Consider the following 18,028-nt stretch of genomic DNA (forward strand, 5'->3'; position numbering starts at 1 on the left):
TTACGCGGTTAAACATTCATTGATTACTCTTCTTCGGCGAGCTGCCTGACGGCAAGCTCCATATTCCCGCCGAGTTGCTCGGCACGGGCAAGTACGCGCATTTTCTCGGTCTCCTCCGTCGTGTAGGTGAGGTATTCGGCTTTCGACACTTCGGTGGCATAGACAGCAGACTGCACACCTCCCAGTCCGATCCACACCTCCTTGTACGACCGTGTGGCATCGTTGCTCTGGTTGATGGAGAGTATCTGCCCCCGCTCCTTGTCCGTCAGTCCCAAGAGTGCCTGAATCTGGTCGAACTTGTTCATGTACTTGCGCTGGTCAAGCAGTATCTTGCAGTCGGAGTTGTTGATGATGGACTCCTTGACAATGTCTGAGGAGATGATGTCATCCACCTCCTGCGTCACCACGACCGCCTCACCGAAGAATTTTCTTACCGTCTTGTAGAGATACTTGATATATCCCGCCATATTCGCGGACGCAATCGCTTTCCAAGCCTCCTCAATAAGGATGACTTTCCGTATCCCCTTCAGACGTCGCATCTTGTTGATGAAGAGTTCCATAATGATGATGGTGGTAATGGGGAAAAGGATGGGATGATCCTTTATGGAATCGATTTCGAAGACGATAAAGCGGGCGTTCAACAGGTCGAGCTGCTTGTCCGAGTTCAGCAGGTAGTCGTATTCGCCACCTTTGTAGTACGGCTCCAGCACGTTGAGAAAATTGGCCAAGTCAAAATCCTTTTCCCTGACCTTTTTCTCACGGAGCAATGCCGAGTAGTCGGTGGTGAGATACTCGTAAAAGCTGTTGAACGAGGGTACGATACCATCGTCCGCCTTGATACGCTCAATAAAGAGCGACACGGCATTGGAAAGGGCGACCTCCTCCGAACGGGTGGCAGGCTCGTTGTCTTTCTTCCACAGCGTGAGCAGCAGTGTCTTGATGCTCTCCCGCTTTTCCACGTCGAATACCTTATCCGTCGTGTAGAAGGGGTTGAAGCTGATGGGACTCTCGTCCGAGTAGGTAAAGTAGACCCCGTCCTCACCCCGTGTCTTGTGGCGTATCATCTCACACAAGCCCTGATAGCTGTTTCCCGTGTCCACTAAGACAATATGGGTGTTCTGTTCCCAATACTGCCTCAAGAGGTGGTTGGTGAAGAACGATTTTCCTGACCCCGAAGGACCCAAGATGAACTTGTTTCGGTTCGTGATGATGCCTTGCTTCATCGGCAGGTCGGAGATGTCGAGATGGATGGGCTTGCCGCTGCGGTCTGCCATCTTGATGCCGAACGGCGAGAGCGAATCGCGGTAGTTGGTCTCTTCGTTGAAGAGGCAGACCGCCTGTTCGATGAACGTGTAAAAGCTTTCTTCTGCGGGGAAGTCTGCTTCATTACCGGGAATGCCCGCCCAGAAGAGCGTCGGCACATCCACCGTGTTGTGTCGTGGCTTACACTCCATCAGTGCGAGTTGGCTGCCCACGTCGTTGCGGATACGGCGGAGTTCCTCCTCGTCCTCGCTCCACGCCAAGACGTTGCAATGACAGCGGACGGAGGTAAGCCCGAAGCTGTGTGCCTCGTTCAGGTATTCGTCAATCCATTGCTTGTTGATTTGATTGGAGCGACTGTAACGGGAGAGCGAGTGCATGTTCCGTGCGTTCTTCTCGAAGCGTTGCAGATTCTCCGCACTGTCGTCAATCAGCACATACTGGTTGTAGATATGGCTGCACGGCAGCAACAGCCCCACGGGAGCGGCAAAGGAGAGGCGGCAGTCGCTGCGGTCGGTGGACAGGCGTTCATAGCGCATATCCGTACCGACCAGTCCGGGCAGGTCTTCCGTATCGGAGAGGGTATGCAGGCAGAGCCGCTTGTCGCCGATACGCATCCGGTTGGCTCTCAGATCAATGTCCTCCAAGACCGTCGTGTCGGAGAGAGACAGCGAGAAATACTTCTCTATCAGTCCCGGTTTTTCTTCCGTGCCGACAATCTCTTCATCGCTCAATCGGGTAAGGCGAACAAAGCCGCACTCGTTCATAATCCTCTCGAATTGCCCGGTGGCTTCGAGGAACTTGCGGGCGGTATCCTTGTCCCGTACCTCCTTGGGGATGATATGTCCCCGGCAGAGGGTGGAGAAGTTGCTCTGTTGCCGGTTGCGGTTCTTGGTCGTCTTGGTCAGGAACAGGTAGCAGGCGTGATTCAGGAAGGGTCGCTCGTTGAAGTGTCGCTCGAAACTGCGGGAGAGGAAACTCATATCCTCCTTTTGCAAGTCCGGACGGTAGCCCTCCTTGACGAACCAATCCTGCTTGTGCACGACACTGTAGGTCGGCAACACCTTGATTGCCTTTACCCAAGAAGAATGGATGGCGGCATACTCCGCACTTGTCACTGTATAGAGTTCGGGAAGCTCGACCCGAAAGGCGACCGTAATGTCGGCGTCTTTCGAGAGGATGCAGCCCTCTTCGACGGCAAGCAGCGGAAAGCGGTTCTCCAGCGTGGTGACTTTCAATAGGTTTCTCATTGCTTTTCCTCCTTTCTGTTTTGCAGATTCTTCATCGGTCGGGTTACCGCTCTTTTCCGCTCTCGATGGCGGAAGAGACGGGGGATGCGTCGTCGGTTGATGAGGTAGCGGGGATGGCTGTGCAGCGCGGAACGCTTCATCAGCCCGTGTTCCCCGTACTTTCTGTTTAGGGAGAAGGTCTGCCATACCAGAACGGATGCGGCGGTCCCTCCGAAGCCTATACAGATCCATTGGTTGACACCCACCATATAGAGGATGACAAACAGCACGAAAAGGGCAAGCAGCCCTCCGGCGAAAATGAACAGATACTGGCTTTTGAGTCCCTGAAACTCTACCGAGCGACCGATTCCCTTGTTGATGGGATAGGTCTCCATAGGCTTAGAGGAAGAAACTTCTTAAAATGGTGGCTGCCACAATAAGGAAAATACAGGCTCCGAACCAGCTTGCGGCGGTCTTCGAGGTGTCGGGATCTCCGGACGAGAACTTTGAATAGACCTTTACCCCACCGATAAGTCCCACGACCGCACCGATGGCGTAGATGAGTTTCGTGGCAGGGTCGAAATAGGACGTTACCATGTTGGTGGCTTGGTTGATGCCCGACAAGCCGTTGCCTTGGGCAAAGGCAGAGGAAATGGAAAGCAGCAGAACGGCTGCGATAAGAAAATGTCTTTTGGTCATAAGTCTTTGTTTTGTGCCGAGAGGATTGGATAGGGCCTCCCGACGGATGAATACTGTTGTTACTTTCGGATGTTAGTGGTGGCTCTCTTGGGGTCAGCCGTACTCTTTTTCTTTCATTGCTTGTTGCATTAAAGGGTTCATACTATTGGGACAAAACCATTCGGAAGGGGCGTTACGCCTTTTCGCCGCTGTAAAGCTCCTCGAAACGGGCACGGACGATTTCATCGATCGTGGCTGAGCGTTTCCATCAGGCGGGTTCCTTCCAACGCTCTCAGCGTATCGCCGGTACTCTGTCGCTCTGCTTCGGTGTGGGCGTGGCGGTGAATGACCGACAAGGCTTCCAGCACCCGTTCAAAATCAATTCCCGTGGCATATTCGCTTTCTCCCTGTATGGGAAGTTCCTCGTCCTCCTCTTCAAAGGGTGGAGAATCGGAGGACTCATACGTTAAAGGAATCTCATCTATGTCGGGCTGTTCATCCGGATCTTCCGATGGATCTTGTCCGTTTTCAGCAGCAAATGTAGAAGCCTTTTTTGCTTCTGCCTCGCCTTTTGGATAACTGCGTACTTGTGGCTTCGAATGGCTGAGTTTGAAGTGACTTTTACCGATGATTTCAGCTTCGGAGACCGTTTGGCAAGGCTTTTTTTCTATTGCCTTGTTCTTCCTTTTTCTTCGTTCATACGAGAGAAAAAGAAATAGCCACAGGAGATAGAGCAAGAGAGCGGCAAGGACTATTCGGTACATAGGCGTTGCAGGATTTCGTGAAGTTCATCACCTAACTGATTACAGAGCCAGCTCAACTTCCCTCCATAGGGCGGAAGGAGGGTACAGACCCCTCTCCTATGCTCGGAAAGCAGCGGACGATACAAACGGGAGTGGCTCAATGAGGTCTGCATCAGCAATGCTCCCGTTTCATCGGCAAGGGTTCGACAGCGTTCATCGGCATCCTCGCGTTCCCAAGCCTGTATCATATTGCGGAGCAGGTAAAGCTCACGGATATTGCCCTTGCCCATCGTCTGTATCTGCTCTCCCAAGATGTCGATGAAATGTCGGACGGCTTCCATATCCATCGGACTGCCCGTAACGGGAAAGACGATGGCATCCATTGCTGAAAGCAGCTCCACCGTCCCTTCGGTACGCATCAATGGAGGGAGGTCGAAGAGGATGCAGCGAGGGGGATTGTCCGCACAATGTCGCTCCACCCTGTTCAGGGCTTCCCGCACCGGAGTGCAGATAATCGGATAAGGGGCATAGGCTGTCCGATGTTTCAGGCGCATCAGCCTTTGATGATTCAGATCTTCCGACTCTTGCTGTCGCAGACGGGCGATGGTATAGACGGGATGGTTGCAATCCACGACAGCGACATTGCATCCTCTGTGGTAATGCAGAATGCTTGCGGAAAGTACCGTAAGCGAGGTTTTGCCGACACCTCCCTTGGGGGAAGCGATGGCAAGATAAATGGGTTTACTCATATTTTCTCTTTGCTTTGAGTGGGTGAATACTATGTCTTGATAAATCGTTTGTAATCGAAACTGCCTGAGTGAACCTCTTTCGGAGCTTCTTCGGCAACGCGCTCCAGCAGCTCGCGGACACGTTCCCCGGCTGCTTTCTTAATCGCTTGGAACATCGGGGAGTCGTGTATCTTATAGATGGTTTCGGCAGCTTTTGCAGCTTCTTCTATCGGAGCATTCTTGCAGGAGAGGACATTGCCCATTTGTTGTAGTTCTTCCACGGTGATACTTTCCGAAAGGGAGTGGCTTTCACCTTGGACTTCCACCAATACATAATCCTCTTCTTCGGGGATGAAAGGAGAGGTTTCTTCCGACATTCCCGTTTCAGGCGTCTGTTCCTGTTGCTCTTCTTCGATGGGCAACTCGGCTAAAAGGATATTCTCCTCTTGGGAGGATCCCTTTTTGGGGATGCGGATGGTAACGACGAATTTCCCCTTGCCCCGTTCCCGGAAAAAGAGCCGCAAGTCACGATAGAGTTTCACGGCACTCCGATAGCGTCCGTACAGGAAGCGGGTGACCTGCACGCTGCCGAGATAGGCTAAGCCGACCGACAGCAGAATGACAATCACCTGCTTCATCGCTCGAAACGTTTACGGAACTGTTGCTCGAACAAGGCGTCTATCTCATCGCGATGGGTGTCAAGATGATGACGGATGATGTTGTCGATGTAGGCGGAGAGAGGCAGGCTGTTGCCTGTGATTGTGCCCACGATGCAGGCTATCTCATCTTTGATCTGTTGGGAAACATATACGGACACTCCCTTTTCCATGATATGCCGTTTCAGAAAGGTCTCCTCGTAATCGTTTGTTTCCGGTTTCTGCTTTTCCTTTCCTGTCTCCGAACGCTCTATCAGCGTGGTGGAATTACGGATGGTCACCTTGGAGGATACACTCTTGTTTTCCATGCGGGCTGTCTGCCCTGCATTCTGTCTTACGTTTTGCTTTTTCATCTTACAATAGTTTTTTGAATTTGAGTTCATTTAATCTGTTTATTTCGTCCTTATAGACTTCAAAGTGGTGGAGGATGATGTTCTCGACATAGATTCCGATGGTCATCTCCCTGTTTTTCATCGACATGACTATCTCTGCCAGCTTTTCCTGCAATTCTCTGGCGACATAGATGGTCTTACGGTCTTTCAGGTCGTTGCGGTAGATGAACAAGGATTCATAGTCCCCCTTCGGTATTCTGCGACGTGTACGGGAAAGAGGCCGTTTCACCTCCTCGGAAAGTTCTCTCTCTTCCTCCTGAGTTTCCTCGACTGACTCCTTTTCCTCGCAAGAAGCAGAGGGAGAACTATCTTTTCGTCTCATGGGAATGCCTTGCGAGATCAGCTCCCTGATAGCATCAGGATTTATTTTTTCTTTATGCTTCTCTGCCATACGCTTCAGATTTTACAATGGACAGGATTTCTTCCACAAGTTCTTTCAGGCGGCTGCCTCTGAGCAACGTTCGGGATGCGGGGAAGATAGTTGAACGGAAGAGGGTCGTACCCTCATCCATGATCTCCTTTTTGTAGCGGGTCGTGTTGGGGACTGCCGTCTTTAGGATGGGAAGTCCCAACTCAGCAATGACTTTCTCATACATTGCATAGAGGGGTGTTTTCTCTCTGCCGTCCACCATGTTCCAGAAGAGGTAAATCCCCTTGTTGTCCGTGTCCGCATTGTCAGTGACCGCCTGCTTGATAACGGCGGAGAAACTCAGCGTGCTTTCCAAGGAGATACGGTCGGAAGAGATAGGTGTGAAGATGTAGTCCATACCGGCAAGCGTGTCGATGACGCCTCTCGTGTTGATGGTGCCCGGCAAATCGAAAAACACGAAATCTGTTTCCGATTCATTGTGTTCCAGATAATCCTGTACGACGCCTATGGCTTCGTCCGAGGTCGTACAAAGAATGTTGTAGGTAGGCTTTTGAAGCCGGGAGAATTGAGCGACCGCCAATTCCTGTAGCGAGCTGTTCGTTTCCAAGCCTTTGGCATCTCGTTTTCTCATCTCGTTGATGCTGAACTGCGGGTAGTCGCAATCCACAACAAGCACATTGTATCCGCAGACATAGTGCAGATAGCTTGCCGTCAGGACCGTAAAGGTCGTTTTGCCGACGCCTCCCTTCTGGGTGGAGAAGGCGATAAAAACAGGTTTCTTTTTCATTGTCTTTTAGAGTTTTGTTCTACATATGCTTCATCACGGGAATCTGCCCGTGTCAGTTGATTCTTTCCAATACCGGCTTCCTCATCTGTTCGGATGTCCCGACGTTCGGGGAACTCCGTTTGTGCAGAGGGATATATGCCGATGATGACGGCTGTCCTCGCCTGCATAAAAAGTGGAGTTGTCCATCCCTTCATTCAGGAATCCCATCGCGGATTTCCCTCTGCCTGCGTCAGGACAATTGTACCGTCGTTCGCAGATACATCCCTTCGATTGCATTGTCGAAGTTCCATACGTATTCGCTATACATACCCTCGAAAAGGAACGCATCCCAATCAGGGATTTTTGCGATGGCGGACATCTTCGATTTGCTCTTCGACGGAGCAAATATAGATGCCTTCAAAGCTCTTTTCCCACCCTTTTTGCTAACTGCGTACTTGTGGCTCTGATTTGCGTATTTGTGGCTCCGTAAGAGGTAAGTGATTTAGGCACAAGGCTTAGTAACTTTGCACCCAAGCGGTAAGCCGAAGTTTTCGAGGCATGAAGCGTTCTTTTTTGAGAGACTCGACTTCCGTCCTTCGCAGACGGATTTATTTGCGCCGGAGCAAATAGCAAGGTATGTTTTATGCAGCACGACTCCGTTTTTGCAGCATAAAACCCTTGCTCTCCGAGAGGGCTGAAAAAACTCCGAAGTCGTTTTTTCTTGGAAGAGAGAAAGCCTTGTCTCGAATGCCAGTGATGCCGTGAAACACTAAAATCCAAAGTAGAAAATGAAACAAAAGAAAATGCGGGGCATAAGCTCCAAAGTGAAGACCGAGAAACGGGTTTCAGTCAATTTTACGGCGATGGAATTTGCCGAATTTCTCTCCATGAAAGAAACGGCGGGCGTACAAAGTCAGTCGGCTTTCATCAAAGCAAGAATCTTTAATGAGACATTCCGAGTGATAAAAGTCGATCGTTCGTTGCTCGATTACTATCAAAAACTGACGACTTTGTACGGACAGTTTCGCAGCGTAGGGGTCAATTACAACCAAGTCGTGGTTGCCTTAAAGAGCAATTTCACCGAGAAAAAAGCCTTCGCCATGCTTGCCCAATTGGAGAAACTGACACTCGAATTGGCGACTATCGGAGGTGAAATCGTACAACTCACCCGTGAATTTCAAGAGAAATGGTCGCAAAGATAAGCTATGGGAGTTCCCTTTTCGGGGCGTTGGCGTACAATGGAGAGAAGGTAAACGAGGGTGTTGCGAAGATTTTGGAGACCAACAAAGTGTTTTGTTCTGCTGATGGCTCACACGATATTGCGGCTTGTATGCAGGACTTTCTGGCATATATGCCGAGTCTGATTCATACCAAAAAGCCTATTATACACATCTCTCTGAATCCGCATCCCGATGATAAAATCACCGATGAGCAGTTCTCTGCCATCGTACAGGAGTATATCGAAAAGATGGGCTATGGCAACCAGCCCTTTGTCGTGTATAAACACGAGGACATAGACAGGCATCACCTGCATATTGTCACCTTAGCCGTCGATGAACAAGGAAAGAAGATTAACGATGGCAACAACTTCTACAGGAGTAAGCATATCACACGGGAGATAGAGCAGAAATACGGCTTGTTGCCTGCCGAGAGGCAACGGGCAAAGGAGGCTTTTCGACTGCAAAAAGTCCAACCCCAAGAGGGAAATATCAAAAAACAATTGGCTTCGGTTATCAAACCGGCAGCGAAATTCTACCACTGTCCGAGTTTTAAGGAATACCGTGCTTTGCTCTCCACCTATAATATATGTGTGGAGGAACTCAAGGGGGAAATGTATGGAAAGCCCTATAACGGATTGGTCTATTTTGCTACCGATGATAAAGGTAAGAAGGTGGGTAATCCTTTCAAGGCTTCCCTTTTCGGGAAGGCTGTCGGATATGAAGCCTTGCAAAAAAGCTTCAAGGCTTCAAAGGAGAAACTGAAAGAAAAGCATCTTGCCCCCAAGACCAAAGCGGTCGTAGCCGAAGCATTGAGGCGTTCTGCCACAAAAGAGGATTTCAGTGGGAACCTTCATCGCAGGGGTATTGATGTCATCTTCCGAGAGAACGAGGAAGGGCGGCTCTATGGTGTCACCTTTATAGACCATAACAACGGCTGTGTCGTCAATGGCTCACGATTGGGCAAGGAACTTTCGGCAAACGCCGTTGCCGAGTGGTTCGACCGCCCGCATCCCGAACTGTCTGCTCCTATACAGCAGAGTGAGAAAGGCAGTATTCCCCAAACTCAGACTTCGGACGGAGATTCCGTCTTGGGCGGTTTACTTGACCTGCCCTTGGAGACACACGGAACGGATTGGGAGGAAGAGCAGTTCCGCAGACGGATGCAGCGCAAGAAAAGAAAACAACGTAAACTCTAAAAACAGAAAGATCATGTCACAACAAGAAGACGATTTGAGAGCACTGGCGAAAATCATGGATTTTCTGCGTGCCGTAAGTATCATACTGGTGGTTGTCCATCTCTATTGGTATTGCTATGAAACGATACGGCTATGGGGCGTGAATATCGGAGTGGTAGATAGGATACTGATGAATTTCCATCGCACGGCGGGACTATTTGGAAATATGCTTTACACCAAACTCTTTGCGCTGGTACTGATGGGGCTTTCATGTCTGGGTACGAAAGGTGTGAAAGAGGAGCATATCACTTGGTCGAAGATATGGGCATTCATGGGCGCCGGCTTTGTCTTTTTCTTCCTCAATTGGTGGATACTCGCCTTGCCTCTGCCCATAGAGGCGAACGCGGCTCTCTATACTTTTACGATAACCGTAGGCTATGTTTGTCTGCTGATGGCGGGACTCTATATGAGCCGACTCTTGAAGAACAACCTGATGGAGGATGTCTTCAATCAGGAGAACGAATCCTTTATGCAAGAAACAAGACTTTTGGAAAACGAGTACTCGGTCAATCTGCCGACCCGATTCTATTACCGCAAGAAATGGAACAGGGGCTGGATAAACGTGGTCAATCCTTTCCGAGCTGTCTCCGTATTGGGAACGCCGGGTAGCGGTAAGTCTTATGCTATCATCAATAATTTCATCAAACAGCAAATCGAGAAAGGATTTGCCATCTACTGTTACGACTTCAAGTATCCCGACCTCTCCACGATTGTTTACAACCATCTGCTGCATCATTCGGAAGGATATAGGGTTAAGCCGAAGTTTTACGTGATCAACTTCGATGACCCTCGTCGGTCGCATCGCTGTAACCCGATACACCCCGACTTTATGAGCGACATATCGGATGCCTATGAATCGGCTTATACGATTATGCTCAACCTAAACAAGACATGGGTACAGAAGCAGGGTGATTTCTTCGTAGAATCTCCCATCGTCCTTTTTGCCGCCATCATTTGGTATCTCCGCATTTTCGAGGGAGGGAAATACTGCACCTTTCCGCATGCCATAGAGTTTCTATGCCGCAAGTACGAGGATATTTTTCCGATACTCACCTCATATCCTGAATTGGAGAACTATCTTTCTCCTTTCATGGATGCTTGGCTCGGAGGGGCGGCTGACCAGTTGCAGGGACAGATAGCCTCCGCCAAGATACCCTTGTCAAGGATGATAAGTCCGCAGCTCTATTGGATTATGACAGGAGATGATTTTACACTGGATATCAATAATTCCCAAGAGCCTAAAATCCTGTGTGTAGGGAATAACCCTGACAGACAGAATATCTACGGAGCAGCATTGGGGTTGTATAATTCGCGCATTGTCAAGCTCATCAATAAGAAAGGAATGCTGAAAAGTTCCGTGCTCATCGACGAGCTGCCCACCATATACTTCAAGGGATTGGACAACTTGATAGCCACCGCACGAAGCAACAAGGTGGCGGTATGCTTGGGCTTTCAGGACTTCTCACAGTTGAAGCGGGATTATGGAGACAAAGAAGCTGCCGTGGTGATGAACACTGTCGGAAACATTTTCTCCGGTCAGGTGGTCGGCGAAACGGCAAAGACGCTCTCGGAGAGGTTTGGCAAGGTGCTTCAGAAACGACAGAGCATGAGCATCACCCGTAGCGATAAGACCACTTCCATCTCCACACAGATGGACAGCCTGATTCCGCAGAGCAAGATTTCCACGCTCACACAGGGTATGTTCGTGGGAGCAGTTGCCGACAACTTCTCCGAACGTATCGAGCAGAAGATATTCCACTGTGAGATTGTAGTGGACAATGCGAAAGTTGCAAAGGAAACGGCTGCTTACCGCCCGATACCCATTCTGACAGACTTCACGAATGAAAACGGAGAGGATATGATGGAGCAGGAAATCAAGGCGAACTATGACCATGTCAAGACGGAGGTGCGGGAAATCGTGGAACGGGAGTTGCAGCGGATTGCCGATGATCCGGAACTTTCCAAACTACTCAATACCAAGAAATAACGGTTGTTTTTCTTGGCTCTAAGGCAGGATTTTTGTATTTTTGAACACGCTAATTGATTACACTATGAATTGTTTTAATCATACCCAAGAACCGGCAGTTGCCCAATGCTCAGATTGCGGGAAAGGACTATGCTCAGAATGTGCGGAAAGGTATCAGCCGATACTCTGTACACCTTGTTTTCAGAAAAGAAAACGTAGTGAGATTTGGCGAAGCATCTTCAGTCTGTTGTTTCTCATCGCCTTGTTTGTCATAGGTTTCAGATGGAATTTCTTAGCGACCAAAGGTTTTGAGGATATGAGATGGATGTCCGGATATGTGCTGATGGCGATATGGTCAGGCTATCTCTTCGCTGAGAAGTTCATTCCCTATAAAATGATTGCAGGAACAAACTGGCAATGGGTATTTTACTATATCTTCAAACTCCTCCTCTTTGTCATCATCGGTGTTTTCACCGCTCCTTTTACTTGTTTGTGGGCTGTTATACGGGTTATTAAAGCCTTCCGTTGATATAAACTATATAGAATAACACGGGAAACTTCCTTCCATTGTGAGGAAAGTTTCCCGTGTTTGTTATCTCTTTTTGTATTTCCCTCCTTTCAGATCGCTTTCGACCATTCGCCTATTCAATTTCTCTCGAAGTTCATCGAGGAAATAGGTACGGCTGTCAGCCTTGCGGCGTTTCATATCAATATAAGCACTGAAGCAGTTTTTGATTTCCACTCCGAAGATTTTGGAAAGAGCTTCTGCCAATTCCTCCACACCGATTTCCCCATTATTGATGCAGTTGCAAGTATCAAGGGCATAGAGTAATTCTACTAAGTCTACAATTTTTCCGGTCCAACAGATTGACGATCTCGCCTGAACAGGAGGTCTGAAAAAATCTTTTTTTCTCAAACCTTTCTCTAAAATCTCCAACTCAGTGGAAAGGACTTGCTGCAATTCATGGAAGCAGTCTTGGACAAAAGAATTTCCGGGATGATTTTTTTTGGAGAACTTGGAGTATGAATCGCGTGTAGCTTATAGTGCGAAAGAGGAAAGTTGCATCAATTCCCGAATCGCTCAATTCAATTGTTTTTTCAATCAACTCATCAGTTGCCTTACGTATCTGTGAGGCAGTGGACTCTTTCTTCGAAAGAGTCTTAAACGAATGTGTTTGGGTTAGTCTTTTCATATCATTAATGTATTTGAGATTTGCCCTGAGTTGAAGGTTATATAAGATAGTTATTTCCCCGTGAATTCAGAGAAAAAACGACTTAATAAGTTGCCCGATTGGAGTGTCAATATAAAATCAACTTCACTATGCTCCATCTTTTGCATAGCTTGTAAGGGTACACGACAAAAAGCCTTTTGCCGACCAAGTGTATCACGCTCCATCGAAAGAGATAGAATGCTTCCATTTGCTACTTCTACAGCCGATTGAAAATCAATGGATACTTCCTCAGTAAGTATATTGGGACGCTTTTCTCCAAATTTTAGCAGTACATTTATTTCCGTAGTGTCCGTTTTCTGTTCACAAGCAATGTCATGTATAACTGCTGTCCCGGAATAGACCTGTTTATAAGGCAGGAAATAGGCTACAGCAAAAAGAAAAAGCAGTACCACCCCGATAGCGGTAATGCCGTAGCGAACCAATGAGGAGGGAATTTCTCCGACAATGCTACGAACTTTTTCGCTACGAAGCTCAAAATTTCGTTCTTGTTTCTTTTCTTTTTCCATATCAGTTGCCCAATTCCAATTGATTCTTCACTAAGGAGAAATATTTACCTCGTTTTGCTGTCAGTTCTTCGTGTGTTCCCACCTCTACAATTTTTCCTTCATCCAAAACCACGATCTGGCCGGCATTTCGGACGGTGGAAAGGCGGTGTGCCACGACAACTACGGTTTTCCCTTCATAGAAATCTGACAGATTTTCGGTGATGGCTCGCTCATTGTTGGCATCAAGGGCATTAGTCGCTTCGTCCAAGAAAACGAACATCGAGTTCTTGTAAACGACTCTCGCAATGAGGATGCGTTGTCGTTGTCCCTGACTGATACCCTGTCCGTCTTGCCCTATCATAGTATTGTAAGCTAAAGGTAGGGCTTCGATGTAATCTGCTATGTTTGCTACACGAGCTGCATGGCGGATGCGTTCGATGTCGGGTTCGTCGTCTGATATGGCGATGTTTCTTGCGATGGTATCCGAGAAGAGATACCCCTCCTGCATCACTGCTCCGCATTGGCTTCTCCACCAGCCGAGATTGAATTCATTCAGATTGGTAGTACCTATTTGAATACTCCCATTCAATGGTTCATAGAATCCCAATAGGAGTTTTATGAGAGTGGTTTTTCCACTTCCACTAGCCCCAACGATAGCTGTAACCTTGCCGTTGGGAATGGAAAGATTGATGTTCGAAAGAATATCTTTAGGGCTATATATGTCATATTTGAAAGAGAGGTCTTTGATGGCGATCGAATGCCCATCTGTAGACTCTTCGGTATAGTTATTCCGTGTCCTCTCTGCATTTTCCTCGTTGGTCTCGGTATGTATTTCATTCATACGGTCCAAACTGATACTCACATCCTGCCAAGAATAGATGAATTGAATAAGTTGTTCTACAGGGCTATTAAGCTGCCCGATAATGTATTGCACTGCCAACATCATACCAAGGGTCATATTGCCTTGTATAACAGACGTAGCTGCCAAAACAGTGATAAGAATATTTTTTACTTCGTTGATAGTAATACTCCCCACCTGCTGAATCTGTTGCAGGTTAAGGGTTTGCAGATTGACCTTAAATAGGTCTGCTTGTACGTCTTCCCACTCCCATCTTTTACGTTGTTCACATCCTTGCAGTTTGATTTCTTGCATTCCATTGATGAGCTGATAGGTGATGTTTCGATTGCGTCCTGATTGCTCAAAGTATTTATAGTCCAGCTGTCTACGCTTTTTGAGAAAGAGAATAATCCAACCTGCATACAGTGATGTTCCCAAGAGGAAGACGAAGAAGATACCGAGATTATAGACGGTAAGAACTACTCCAAAAACAAGGAAAGTAAAGAAAGAAAAAAGTAAGCTCAGACTACTTGAAGTCAAAAACTGCTCCACCCGATGGTGGTCTTCGATGCGTTGCAAAAGATCGCCCATCAGTTTAGTGTCAAAGAACTTCATCGGTAGCTTCATCAGCTTGATAAAGAAATCCGAAATAAGGGAGATGTTAATTCGAGTTGAAATATGCAGGAGTATCTTAGATCGAATAAAGTCAATGGCAGTACGGCTGAATAGTAACATCATTTCGGCCAGCAGCACGAGCCACACGAAGCCTATATCCTTTCCTCCAATACCTGTATCTACTATAGCCTGTGTAAGGAATGGAAAAATGAGTTGCAGGAGCGAGCCAAGCAATAAGCCCAATATCAATTGGAGGAAGAAGCGTTTGTATTTTTTGAGGTAACTCCACAGATACTTTGCTCGATTCTGTATTGAAGCCTTTTCTGTATCTGTATGAGCATAGAACTGCTCTGTTGGTTCAAGAAGAAGGGCAACACCTTTTTCCTCGCCTTCAGTTTTGGTACTTATCCAATGCCCGCAAAACTCTTCTTTACTGTATGTTACAAGTCCTTTCCCTGGGTCTGCTACATAGATTGTATAATGTCCTTTCCGATGTTTCTTGACCTTATAGACAACAACAAAGTGGTTTTGGTTCCAATGAACGACACAAGGCAAAAGAACTTTTTGAGCAAGAGTATCAAAATCTAATCGACCTCCAATAGTTTTGAAGCCGATTTCTTCCGCAGCCTTGCTTATACCAAGAAGAGATACACCATCCTTCCCTAATGCACAAGTATGCCGTATTGTCTCAATATTCTTTTGAACCCCATAATACTTGGCAATCATTACCAAACAAGAAGGTCCACAATCCATAGCATCTTGTTGTTGGGTTATACGCATAGTTCTATGATTTTAATAATTCCAGTAGTACTTTGTTTTTCTCTTCTATGTCGTCATTGTATAAACAATAATGTCGTCCACTTGTCTCAAATAATATTCTCCTACATCCACCACCACAAATAGGAACAAGGAAACATTTTAGACAAATTGGATCATCTAACTTGCTTGCCATCCATACAGACTCTTTTTCATTCCATAGTATACTCCCATCGGGCATCAATTTTCCCAACTGCCTTTCTTTTGTAAAATCACGAGCATTGCATTTGAAAACATTACCATCATAATTAATGAGACTCTCATTCTTTTTATCTGCATAGCAAGAATTTACAAACGCTATCCCTAATTCTTTAGGGACATCTTGCATCCCTAATTCTATAATGCTTCTTTTTATTCGGTCTATTTCATCATCTATTTTCTTCTTTTGGGATATGCTGCATTTTTCATCTTCATCTTGCCAAACTCGATTGATGGCAATAGTAATCCTTTCTTTATTTGAGAAAGAAGATAATATTTCTAGCACAGAATGAATTCCCCAAATATTCTCTTTAGTGAAATTAAACCGTGCAATAACATCTATATTGTTGTTTATCGCTAGTTGGATATTTGACATAATTCTATCAAATGAGCCTCCAGAATTTCCATAACGAGTTTTGTCATGATGTGCTTTATCTCCATCAAGAGTAATTTGTAAACTCGAAACACCCAACAATTTCATCTGTGTAATTATTTTCTCTGACAATAAAAAACCGTTTGTTGTAAAATGAATATTTGCAATGACGTCTTTTTTGTGTTTGTTCAATTCTTGGATTAAGGGAAAAGCCACTCGTTTATAGTACAGCAAAGGCTCTCCCCCGAAAAAAGACAGAGTAAACTTTTTTAAGTCCTGCTCTTTAAGAATCCTCCTAATATGTGCACAAACATTTGTCAAAACAGATTCAGACATAACGGACCCCTTATGTTTGTTTTCGAAACAATACCAACACTTGAAATTACAATCAAGAGTTGGATTGATAATTAAGTGATAAGAGTCCTTGCTAAAGTCCGCACTATTCTCAATCTCTCTTAGTTTTAAGTGCTCATCTACAGAATCTTCTATAATAATTCCTTTGTCGATAAAAGCTACATACAATGAATTATGCATTTTCTGCAATTCTTCCACTTGCAATTCTACAATAAGATTATGTAAATCTTGGGTTAGCACAATATATCCTAATGTGATAGTATTGCATATGACTATGTGCTGCTTATAGGGAAAATGCGTATTGTATAAACTGTATTTCATAATCTATTGTTGTTTTTTCTAAAGGACGGTCTGTCAAACCGTTATAACGAAATCTGACAGACCATCCAAGTTCTTTTTAGGACATGATCAACCTTTTACTACTACAGTTTGACCATTTTCTTTACATGCACAGCGACAGCGAGAGCCATTGCTAACATTCACGTTAACATTGAGGTTCTGCTCAAAAGAACCTAATGTTGTTGTGCCTGAAGCAAAACCACCATGCATTTGTCCCATTTCATCCGAAGACAAAACAGACATTTGTTCAATTGCTTGATCCAATGCGTTCATAGTCATCTTATTTTTGATTATACCTACTCATTGCTGGCTTTTCGGTTTCCGCCATTAGAGTCTATCTCTATTCTCTGTTGTTATTTTCTTTACAGGTGTTCCTGTTTTATTTTGTGTTTGAAAACGATATGAAATGCGAAATAATAGGCTCGGTATTGCTACTTGAGACCTCTCAGTATTGACAATATAGGGACTTATTGTTTTGGTCGAACTAGAATGCTTGGCAAACAAATTTTCTATTTTGCAACCCAAATTCCATCGCTTATTAGAAGTGGTATAGTTCACTTCTATCCCAGAAGTGAATCGTCCACTTACTCTACGTGTTTGCATGATCCAAGGTGACGCCATGTCGAGATTTATATTCACTTGCCATTTTGGAGTTATTGTCAGCGTATTGTACAGAGAGGCGTATCCTTGTATAATATTTTTTTGAACATATCCATTGGGAATCCACATATATTGCAGGCCTCCATTTAGTGCAATATGCCAAAATGGATATAATTTCCCATTGTATCCTCCACCGAACCTGACCTCATGCCTTGTATCCATATTGTCATTAGTTAAATATACAATGTTATCCTTCGTGAAAAACATCTCTTCTATGACATCTCTATGTGATTGATAATCAGTGAAAATTGAAAAATTAGAAGTAGTATACGATAAGGTAAATTGATCTGTTTGTTGTGCTTTCAACAAAGGGTTTCCTACAAAGTAAAGGAAGTCATTGACTTTAATCTTGTAATTGCTCAACAACTCAAACGATGGACGAAGTAAATAGCGAGAATAGAAGAATGAAAGATCATTAAGCTTATCGGTAGTATAACTTATGGACAAGGAGGGTAGCCAATTTATATAACCCTGTGAAACACCTTTATTTTTGCTCTGCAAATAGGTGTGTTCTATACGTATTCCTCCTGAGATAAAGAACTTGTCCCAAGATTTTGATAGTGACACAAATGCAGCACCAAGTAATTCTCGATAACGATAATACTCTATGGCATCGTTTATACTCTCTGTCCTATGTTTATAATCATTTGTTCGCGAAGTTAGATTCAACTCAACTCCAGCATTTAAATCTATTGCTTCATTAAAAACAGAACTCCATTCACTCTTGAGAAACAGAAGGTTATTGAAAGCCTTGCTGATACCTTCTTCTTTTCTCAATTGACTTCTTTTTTCAAATTTGGTGTCAATCAATGATATTTCTTTGTCCTTGTAAAAGATATACGCCATTGATGTTTGCAACTTTTTCTTTTTAAGTT

19 protein-coding genes and 1 pseudogene are annotated in these 18,028 nt (G+C 45.6%); 4 read left to right on the forward strand and 16 right to left on the reverse strand.

Annotation, left to right across the window (positions count from 1 at the left end; translation table 11 throughout):
* Positions 1-23: 23 nt before the first annotated feature.
* The 10 genes and pseudogenes from POREN0001_RS02585 to POREN0001_RS09360 form a co-directional block, all read right to left on the reverse strand.
* Positions 24-2,510 carry a TraG family conjugative transposon ATPase gene (locus tag POREN0001_RS02585; protein ID WP_004332768.1) on the reverse strand — a complete coding sequence of 829 codons (2,487 nt, stop codon included), beginning with the start codon at positions 2,508-2,510 and terminating at the stop codon, positions 24-26.
* Positions 2,507-2,884: a DUF4133 domain-containing protein gene (locus POREN0001_RS02590; protein WP_004332846.1), complete on the reverse strand. Its 378-nt coding sequence runs from the start codon at positions 2,882-2,884 to the stop codon at positions 2,507-2,509. The genes POREN0001_RS02585 and POREN0001_RS02590 overlap by 4 nt, the downstream gene beginning before the upstream one ends.
* A 4-nt stretch (positions 2,885-2,888) precedes the next feature.
* Positions 2,889-3,188, reverse strand: coding sequence for a DUF4134 domain-containing protein (locus POREN0001_RS02595; RefSeq protein WP_004332848.1), 300 nt, complete (start codon positions 3,186-3,188; stop codon positions 2,889-2,891).
* Positions 3,189-3,360: 172 nt separating this feature from the next.
* Positions 3,361-3,931 (reverse strand): annotated as a pseudogene (locus POREN0001_RS02600) (conjugal transfer protein).
* Complete coding sequence (locus tag POREN0001_RS02605) at positions 3,919-4,659, reverse strand: ParA family protein (protein WP_004332747.1); 741 nt, start codon at positions 4,657-4,659, stop codon at positions 3,919-3,921. Before POREN0001_RS02605 ends, POREN0001_RS02600 begins: the two are co-directional and overlap by 13 nt.
* A gap of 29 nt (positions 4,660-4,688) precedes the next feature.
* A complete protein-coding gene (locus POREN0001_RS02610) occupies positions 4,689-5,276 on the reverse strand; it encodes a hypothetical protein (protein WP_004332878.1) in 588 nt (195 codons plus the stop codon).
* On the reverse strand, positions 5,273-5,647 hold the full coding sequence (locus tag POREN0001_RS02615; RefSeq protein WP_040580296.1) for a DUF3408 domain-containing protein: 375 nt from the start codon (positions 5,645-5,647) through the stop codon (positions 5,273-5,275). Before POREN0001_RS02615 ends, POREN0001_RS02610 begins: the two co-directional genes overlap by 4 nt.
* Before the next feature lies 1 nt (position 5,648).
* On the reverse strand, positions 5,649-6,077 hold the full coding sequence (locus tag POREN0001_RS02620; RefSeq protein WP_025002766.1) for a DUF3408 domain-containing protein: 429 nt from the start codon (positions 6,075-6,077) through the stop codon (positions 5,649-5,651).
* Positions 6,061-6,843, reverse strand: a complete 783-nt coding sequence (locus tag POREN0001_RS02625; RefSeq protein ID WP_004332926.1) for a ParA family protein — start codon at positions 6,841-6,843, stop codon at positions 6,061-6,063. Before POREN0001_RS02625 ends, POREN0001_RS02620 begins: the two co-directional genes overlap by 17 nt.
* A 229-nt stretch (positions 6,844-7,072) precedes the next feature.
* Positions 7,073-7,243: a hypothetical protein gene (locus POREN0001_RS09360; RefSeq protein ID WP_157597626.1), complete on the reverse strand. Its 171-nt coding sequence runs from the start codon at positions 7,241-7,243 to the stop codon at positions 7,073-7,075.
* 367 nt (positions 7,244-7,610) lie between these two features.
* Here POREN0001_RS09360 and mobA point away from each other — a divergent pair, with 367 nt between their 5' ends.
* The 4 genes from mobA (at position 7,611) to POREN0001_RS09530 (ending at position 11,772) form a co-directional block, all read left to right on the forward strand.
* Complete coding sequence (gene mobA, locus POREN0001_RS02635) at positions 7,611-8,024, forward strand: conjugal transfer protein MobA (protein WP_040580303.1); 414 nt, start codon at positions 7,611-7,613, stop codon at positions 8,022-8,024.
* On the forward strand, positions 8,009-9,238 hold the full coding sequence (mobB, locus tag POREN0001_RS02640) for a conjugal transfer protein MobB (RefSeq protein ID WP_004332893.1): 1,230 nt from the start codon (positions 8,009-8,011) through the stop codon (positions 9,236-9,238). Before mobA ends, mobB begins: the two co-directional genes overlap by 16 nt.
* 13 nt (positions 9,239-9,251) lie before the next feature.
* The gene (mobC, locus tag POREN0001_RS02645) at positions 9,252-11,264 is read left to right on the forward strand and encodes a conjugal transfer protein MobC (RefSeq protein WP_004332845.1); all 2,013 of its coding nucleotides are present in this window, start codon (positions 9,252-9,254) and stop codon (positions 11,262-11,264) included.
* A gap of 304 nt (positions 11,265-11,568) precedes the next feature.
* On the forward strand, positions 11,569-11,772 hold the full coding sequence (locus tag POREN0001_RS09530) for a hypothetical protein (RefSeq protein WP_004332841.1): 204 nt from the start codon (positions 11,569-11,571) through the stop codon (positions 11,770-11,772).
* A 63-nt stretch (positions 11,773-11,835) separates the two neighbouring features.
* Here the strand turns inward: POREN0001_RS09530 and POREN0001_RS02655 are convergent, their stop codons facing one another.
* The 6 genes from POREN0001_RS02655 to POREN0001_RS02685 all read right to left on the reverse strand — a co-directional run bounded on the left by POREN0001_RS02655 (position 11,836) and on the right by POREN0001_RS02685 (position 18,011).
* Entirely contained in the window at positions 11,836-12,204 is a 369-nt protein-coding gene (locus POREN0001_RS02655; protein WP_083797826.1) for an RteC domain-containing protein, read from the reverse strand.
* 282 nt (positions 12,205-12,486) lie between these two features.
* A complete protein-coding gene (locus tag POREN0001_RS02665) occupies positions 12,487-12,981 on the reverse strand; it encodes a hypothetical protein (RefSeq protein WP_004332865.1) in 495 nt (164 codons plus the stop codon).
* 1 nt (position 12,982) lies between these two features.
* Positions 12,983-15,193: a peptidase domain-containing ABC transporter gene (locus POREN0001_RS02670; protein ID WP_004332886.1), complete on the reverse strand. Its 2,211-nt coding sequence runs from the start codon at positions 15,191-15,193 to the stop codon at positions 12,983-12,985.
* A 4-nt stretch (positions 15,194-15,197) separates the two neighbouring features.
* A complete protein-coding gene (locus tag POREN0001_RS02675; protein ID WP_004332856.1) occupies positions 15,198-16,475 on the reverse strand; it encodes a radical SAM/SPASM domain-containing protein in 1,278 nt (425 codons plus the stop codon).
* An 87-nt stretch (positions 16,476-16,562) separates the two neighbouring features.
* Positions 16,563-16,772 carry a hypothetical protein gene (locus POREN0001_RS02680; RefSeq protein ID WP_147286684.1) on the reverse strand — a complete coding sequence of 70 codons (210 nt, stop codon included), beginning with the start codon at positions 16,770-16,772 and terminating at the stop codon, positions 16,563-16,565.
* 48 nt (positions 16,773-16,820) lie between these two features.
* Positions 16,821-18,011 (reverse strand): outer membrane beta-barrel family protein, encoded by a 1,191-nt coding sequence (locus POREN0001_RS02685; protein WP_004332852.1) that lies wholly within the window; start codon positions 18,009-18,011, stop codon positions 16,821-16,823.
* Between the last annotated feature and the right edge of the window lie 17 nt (positions 18,012-18,028).

This window comes from Porphyromonas endodontalis ATCC 35406 (assembly GCF_000174815.1).
GTDB classification, from domain to species: domain Bacteria; phylum Bacteroidota; class Bacteroidia; order Bacteroidales; family Porphyromonadaceae; genus Porphyromonas; species Porphyromonas endodontalis.

Coding starts and splice junctions, on each gene's coding strand:
- POREN0001_RS02675 (WP_004332856.1), bottom strand. CDS start 16,475: ATGAAATACAGTTTATACAATACGCATTTTCCCTATAAGCAGCACATA.
- POREN0001_RS02590 (WP_004332846.1), bottom strand. CDS start 2,884: ATGGAGACCTATCCCATCAACAAGGGAATCGGTCGCTCGGTAGAGTTT.
- POREN0001_RS02615 (WP_040580296.1), bottom strand. CDS start 5,647: ATGAAAAAGCAAAACGTAAGACAGAATGCAGGGCAGACAGCCCGCATG.
- POREN0001_RS02585 (WP_004332768.1), bottom strand. CDS start 2,510: ATGAGAAACCTATTGAAAGTCACCACGCTGGAGAACCGCTTTCCGCTG.
- POREN0001_RS02595 (WP_004332848.1), bottom strand. CDS start 3,188: ATGACCAAAAGACATTTTCTTATCGCAGCCGTTCTGCTGCTTTCCATT.
- mobC (WP_004332845.1), top strand. CDS start 9,252: ATGTCACAACAAGAAGACGATTTGAGAGCACTGGCGAAAATCATGGAT.
- mobA (WP_040580303.1), top strand. CDS start 7,611: ATGAAACAAAAGAAAATGCGGGGCATAAGCTCCAAAGTGAAGACCGAG.
- POREN0001_RS02620 (WP_025002766.1), bottom strand. CDS start 6,077: ATGGCAGAGAAGCATAAAGAAAAAATAAATCCTGATGCTATCAGGGAG.
- POREN0001_RS02665 (WP_004332865.1), bottom strand. CDS start 12,981: ATGGAAAAAGAAAAGAAACAAGAACGAAATTTTGAGCTTCGTAGCGAA.
- POREN0001_RS09530 (WP_004332841.1), top strand. CDS start 11,569: ATGTCCGGATATGTGCTGATGGCGATATGGTCAGGCTATCTCTTCGCT.
- POREN0001_RS02625 (WP_004332926.1), bottom strand. CDS start 6,843: ATGAAAAAGAAACCTGTTTTTATCGCCTTCTCCACCCAGAAGGGAGGC.
- POREN0001_RS02605 (WP_004332747.1), bottom strand. CDS start 4,659: ATGAGTAAACCCATTTATCTTGCCATCGCTTCCCCCAAGGGAGGTGTC.
- POREN0001_RS02670 (WP_004332886.1), bottom strand. CDS start 15,193: ATGCGTATAACCCAACAACAAGATGCTATGGATTGTGGACCTTCTTGT.
- POREN0001_RS02680 (WP_147286684.1), bottom strand. CDS start 16,772: ATGACTATGAACGCATTGGATCAAGCAATTGAACAAATGTCTGTTTTG.
- POREN0001_RS02610 (WP_004332878.1), bottom strand. CDS start 5,276: ATGAAGCAGGTGATTGTCATTCTGCTGTCGGTCGGCTTAGCCTATCTC.
- mobB (WP_004332893.1), top strand. CDS start 8,009: ATGGTCGCAAAGATAAGCTATGGGAGTTCCCTTTTCGGGGCGTTGGCG.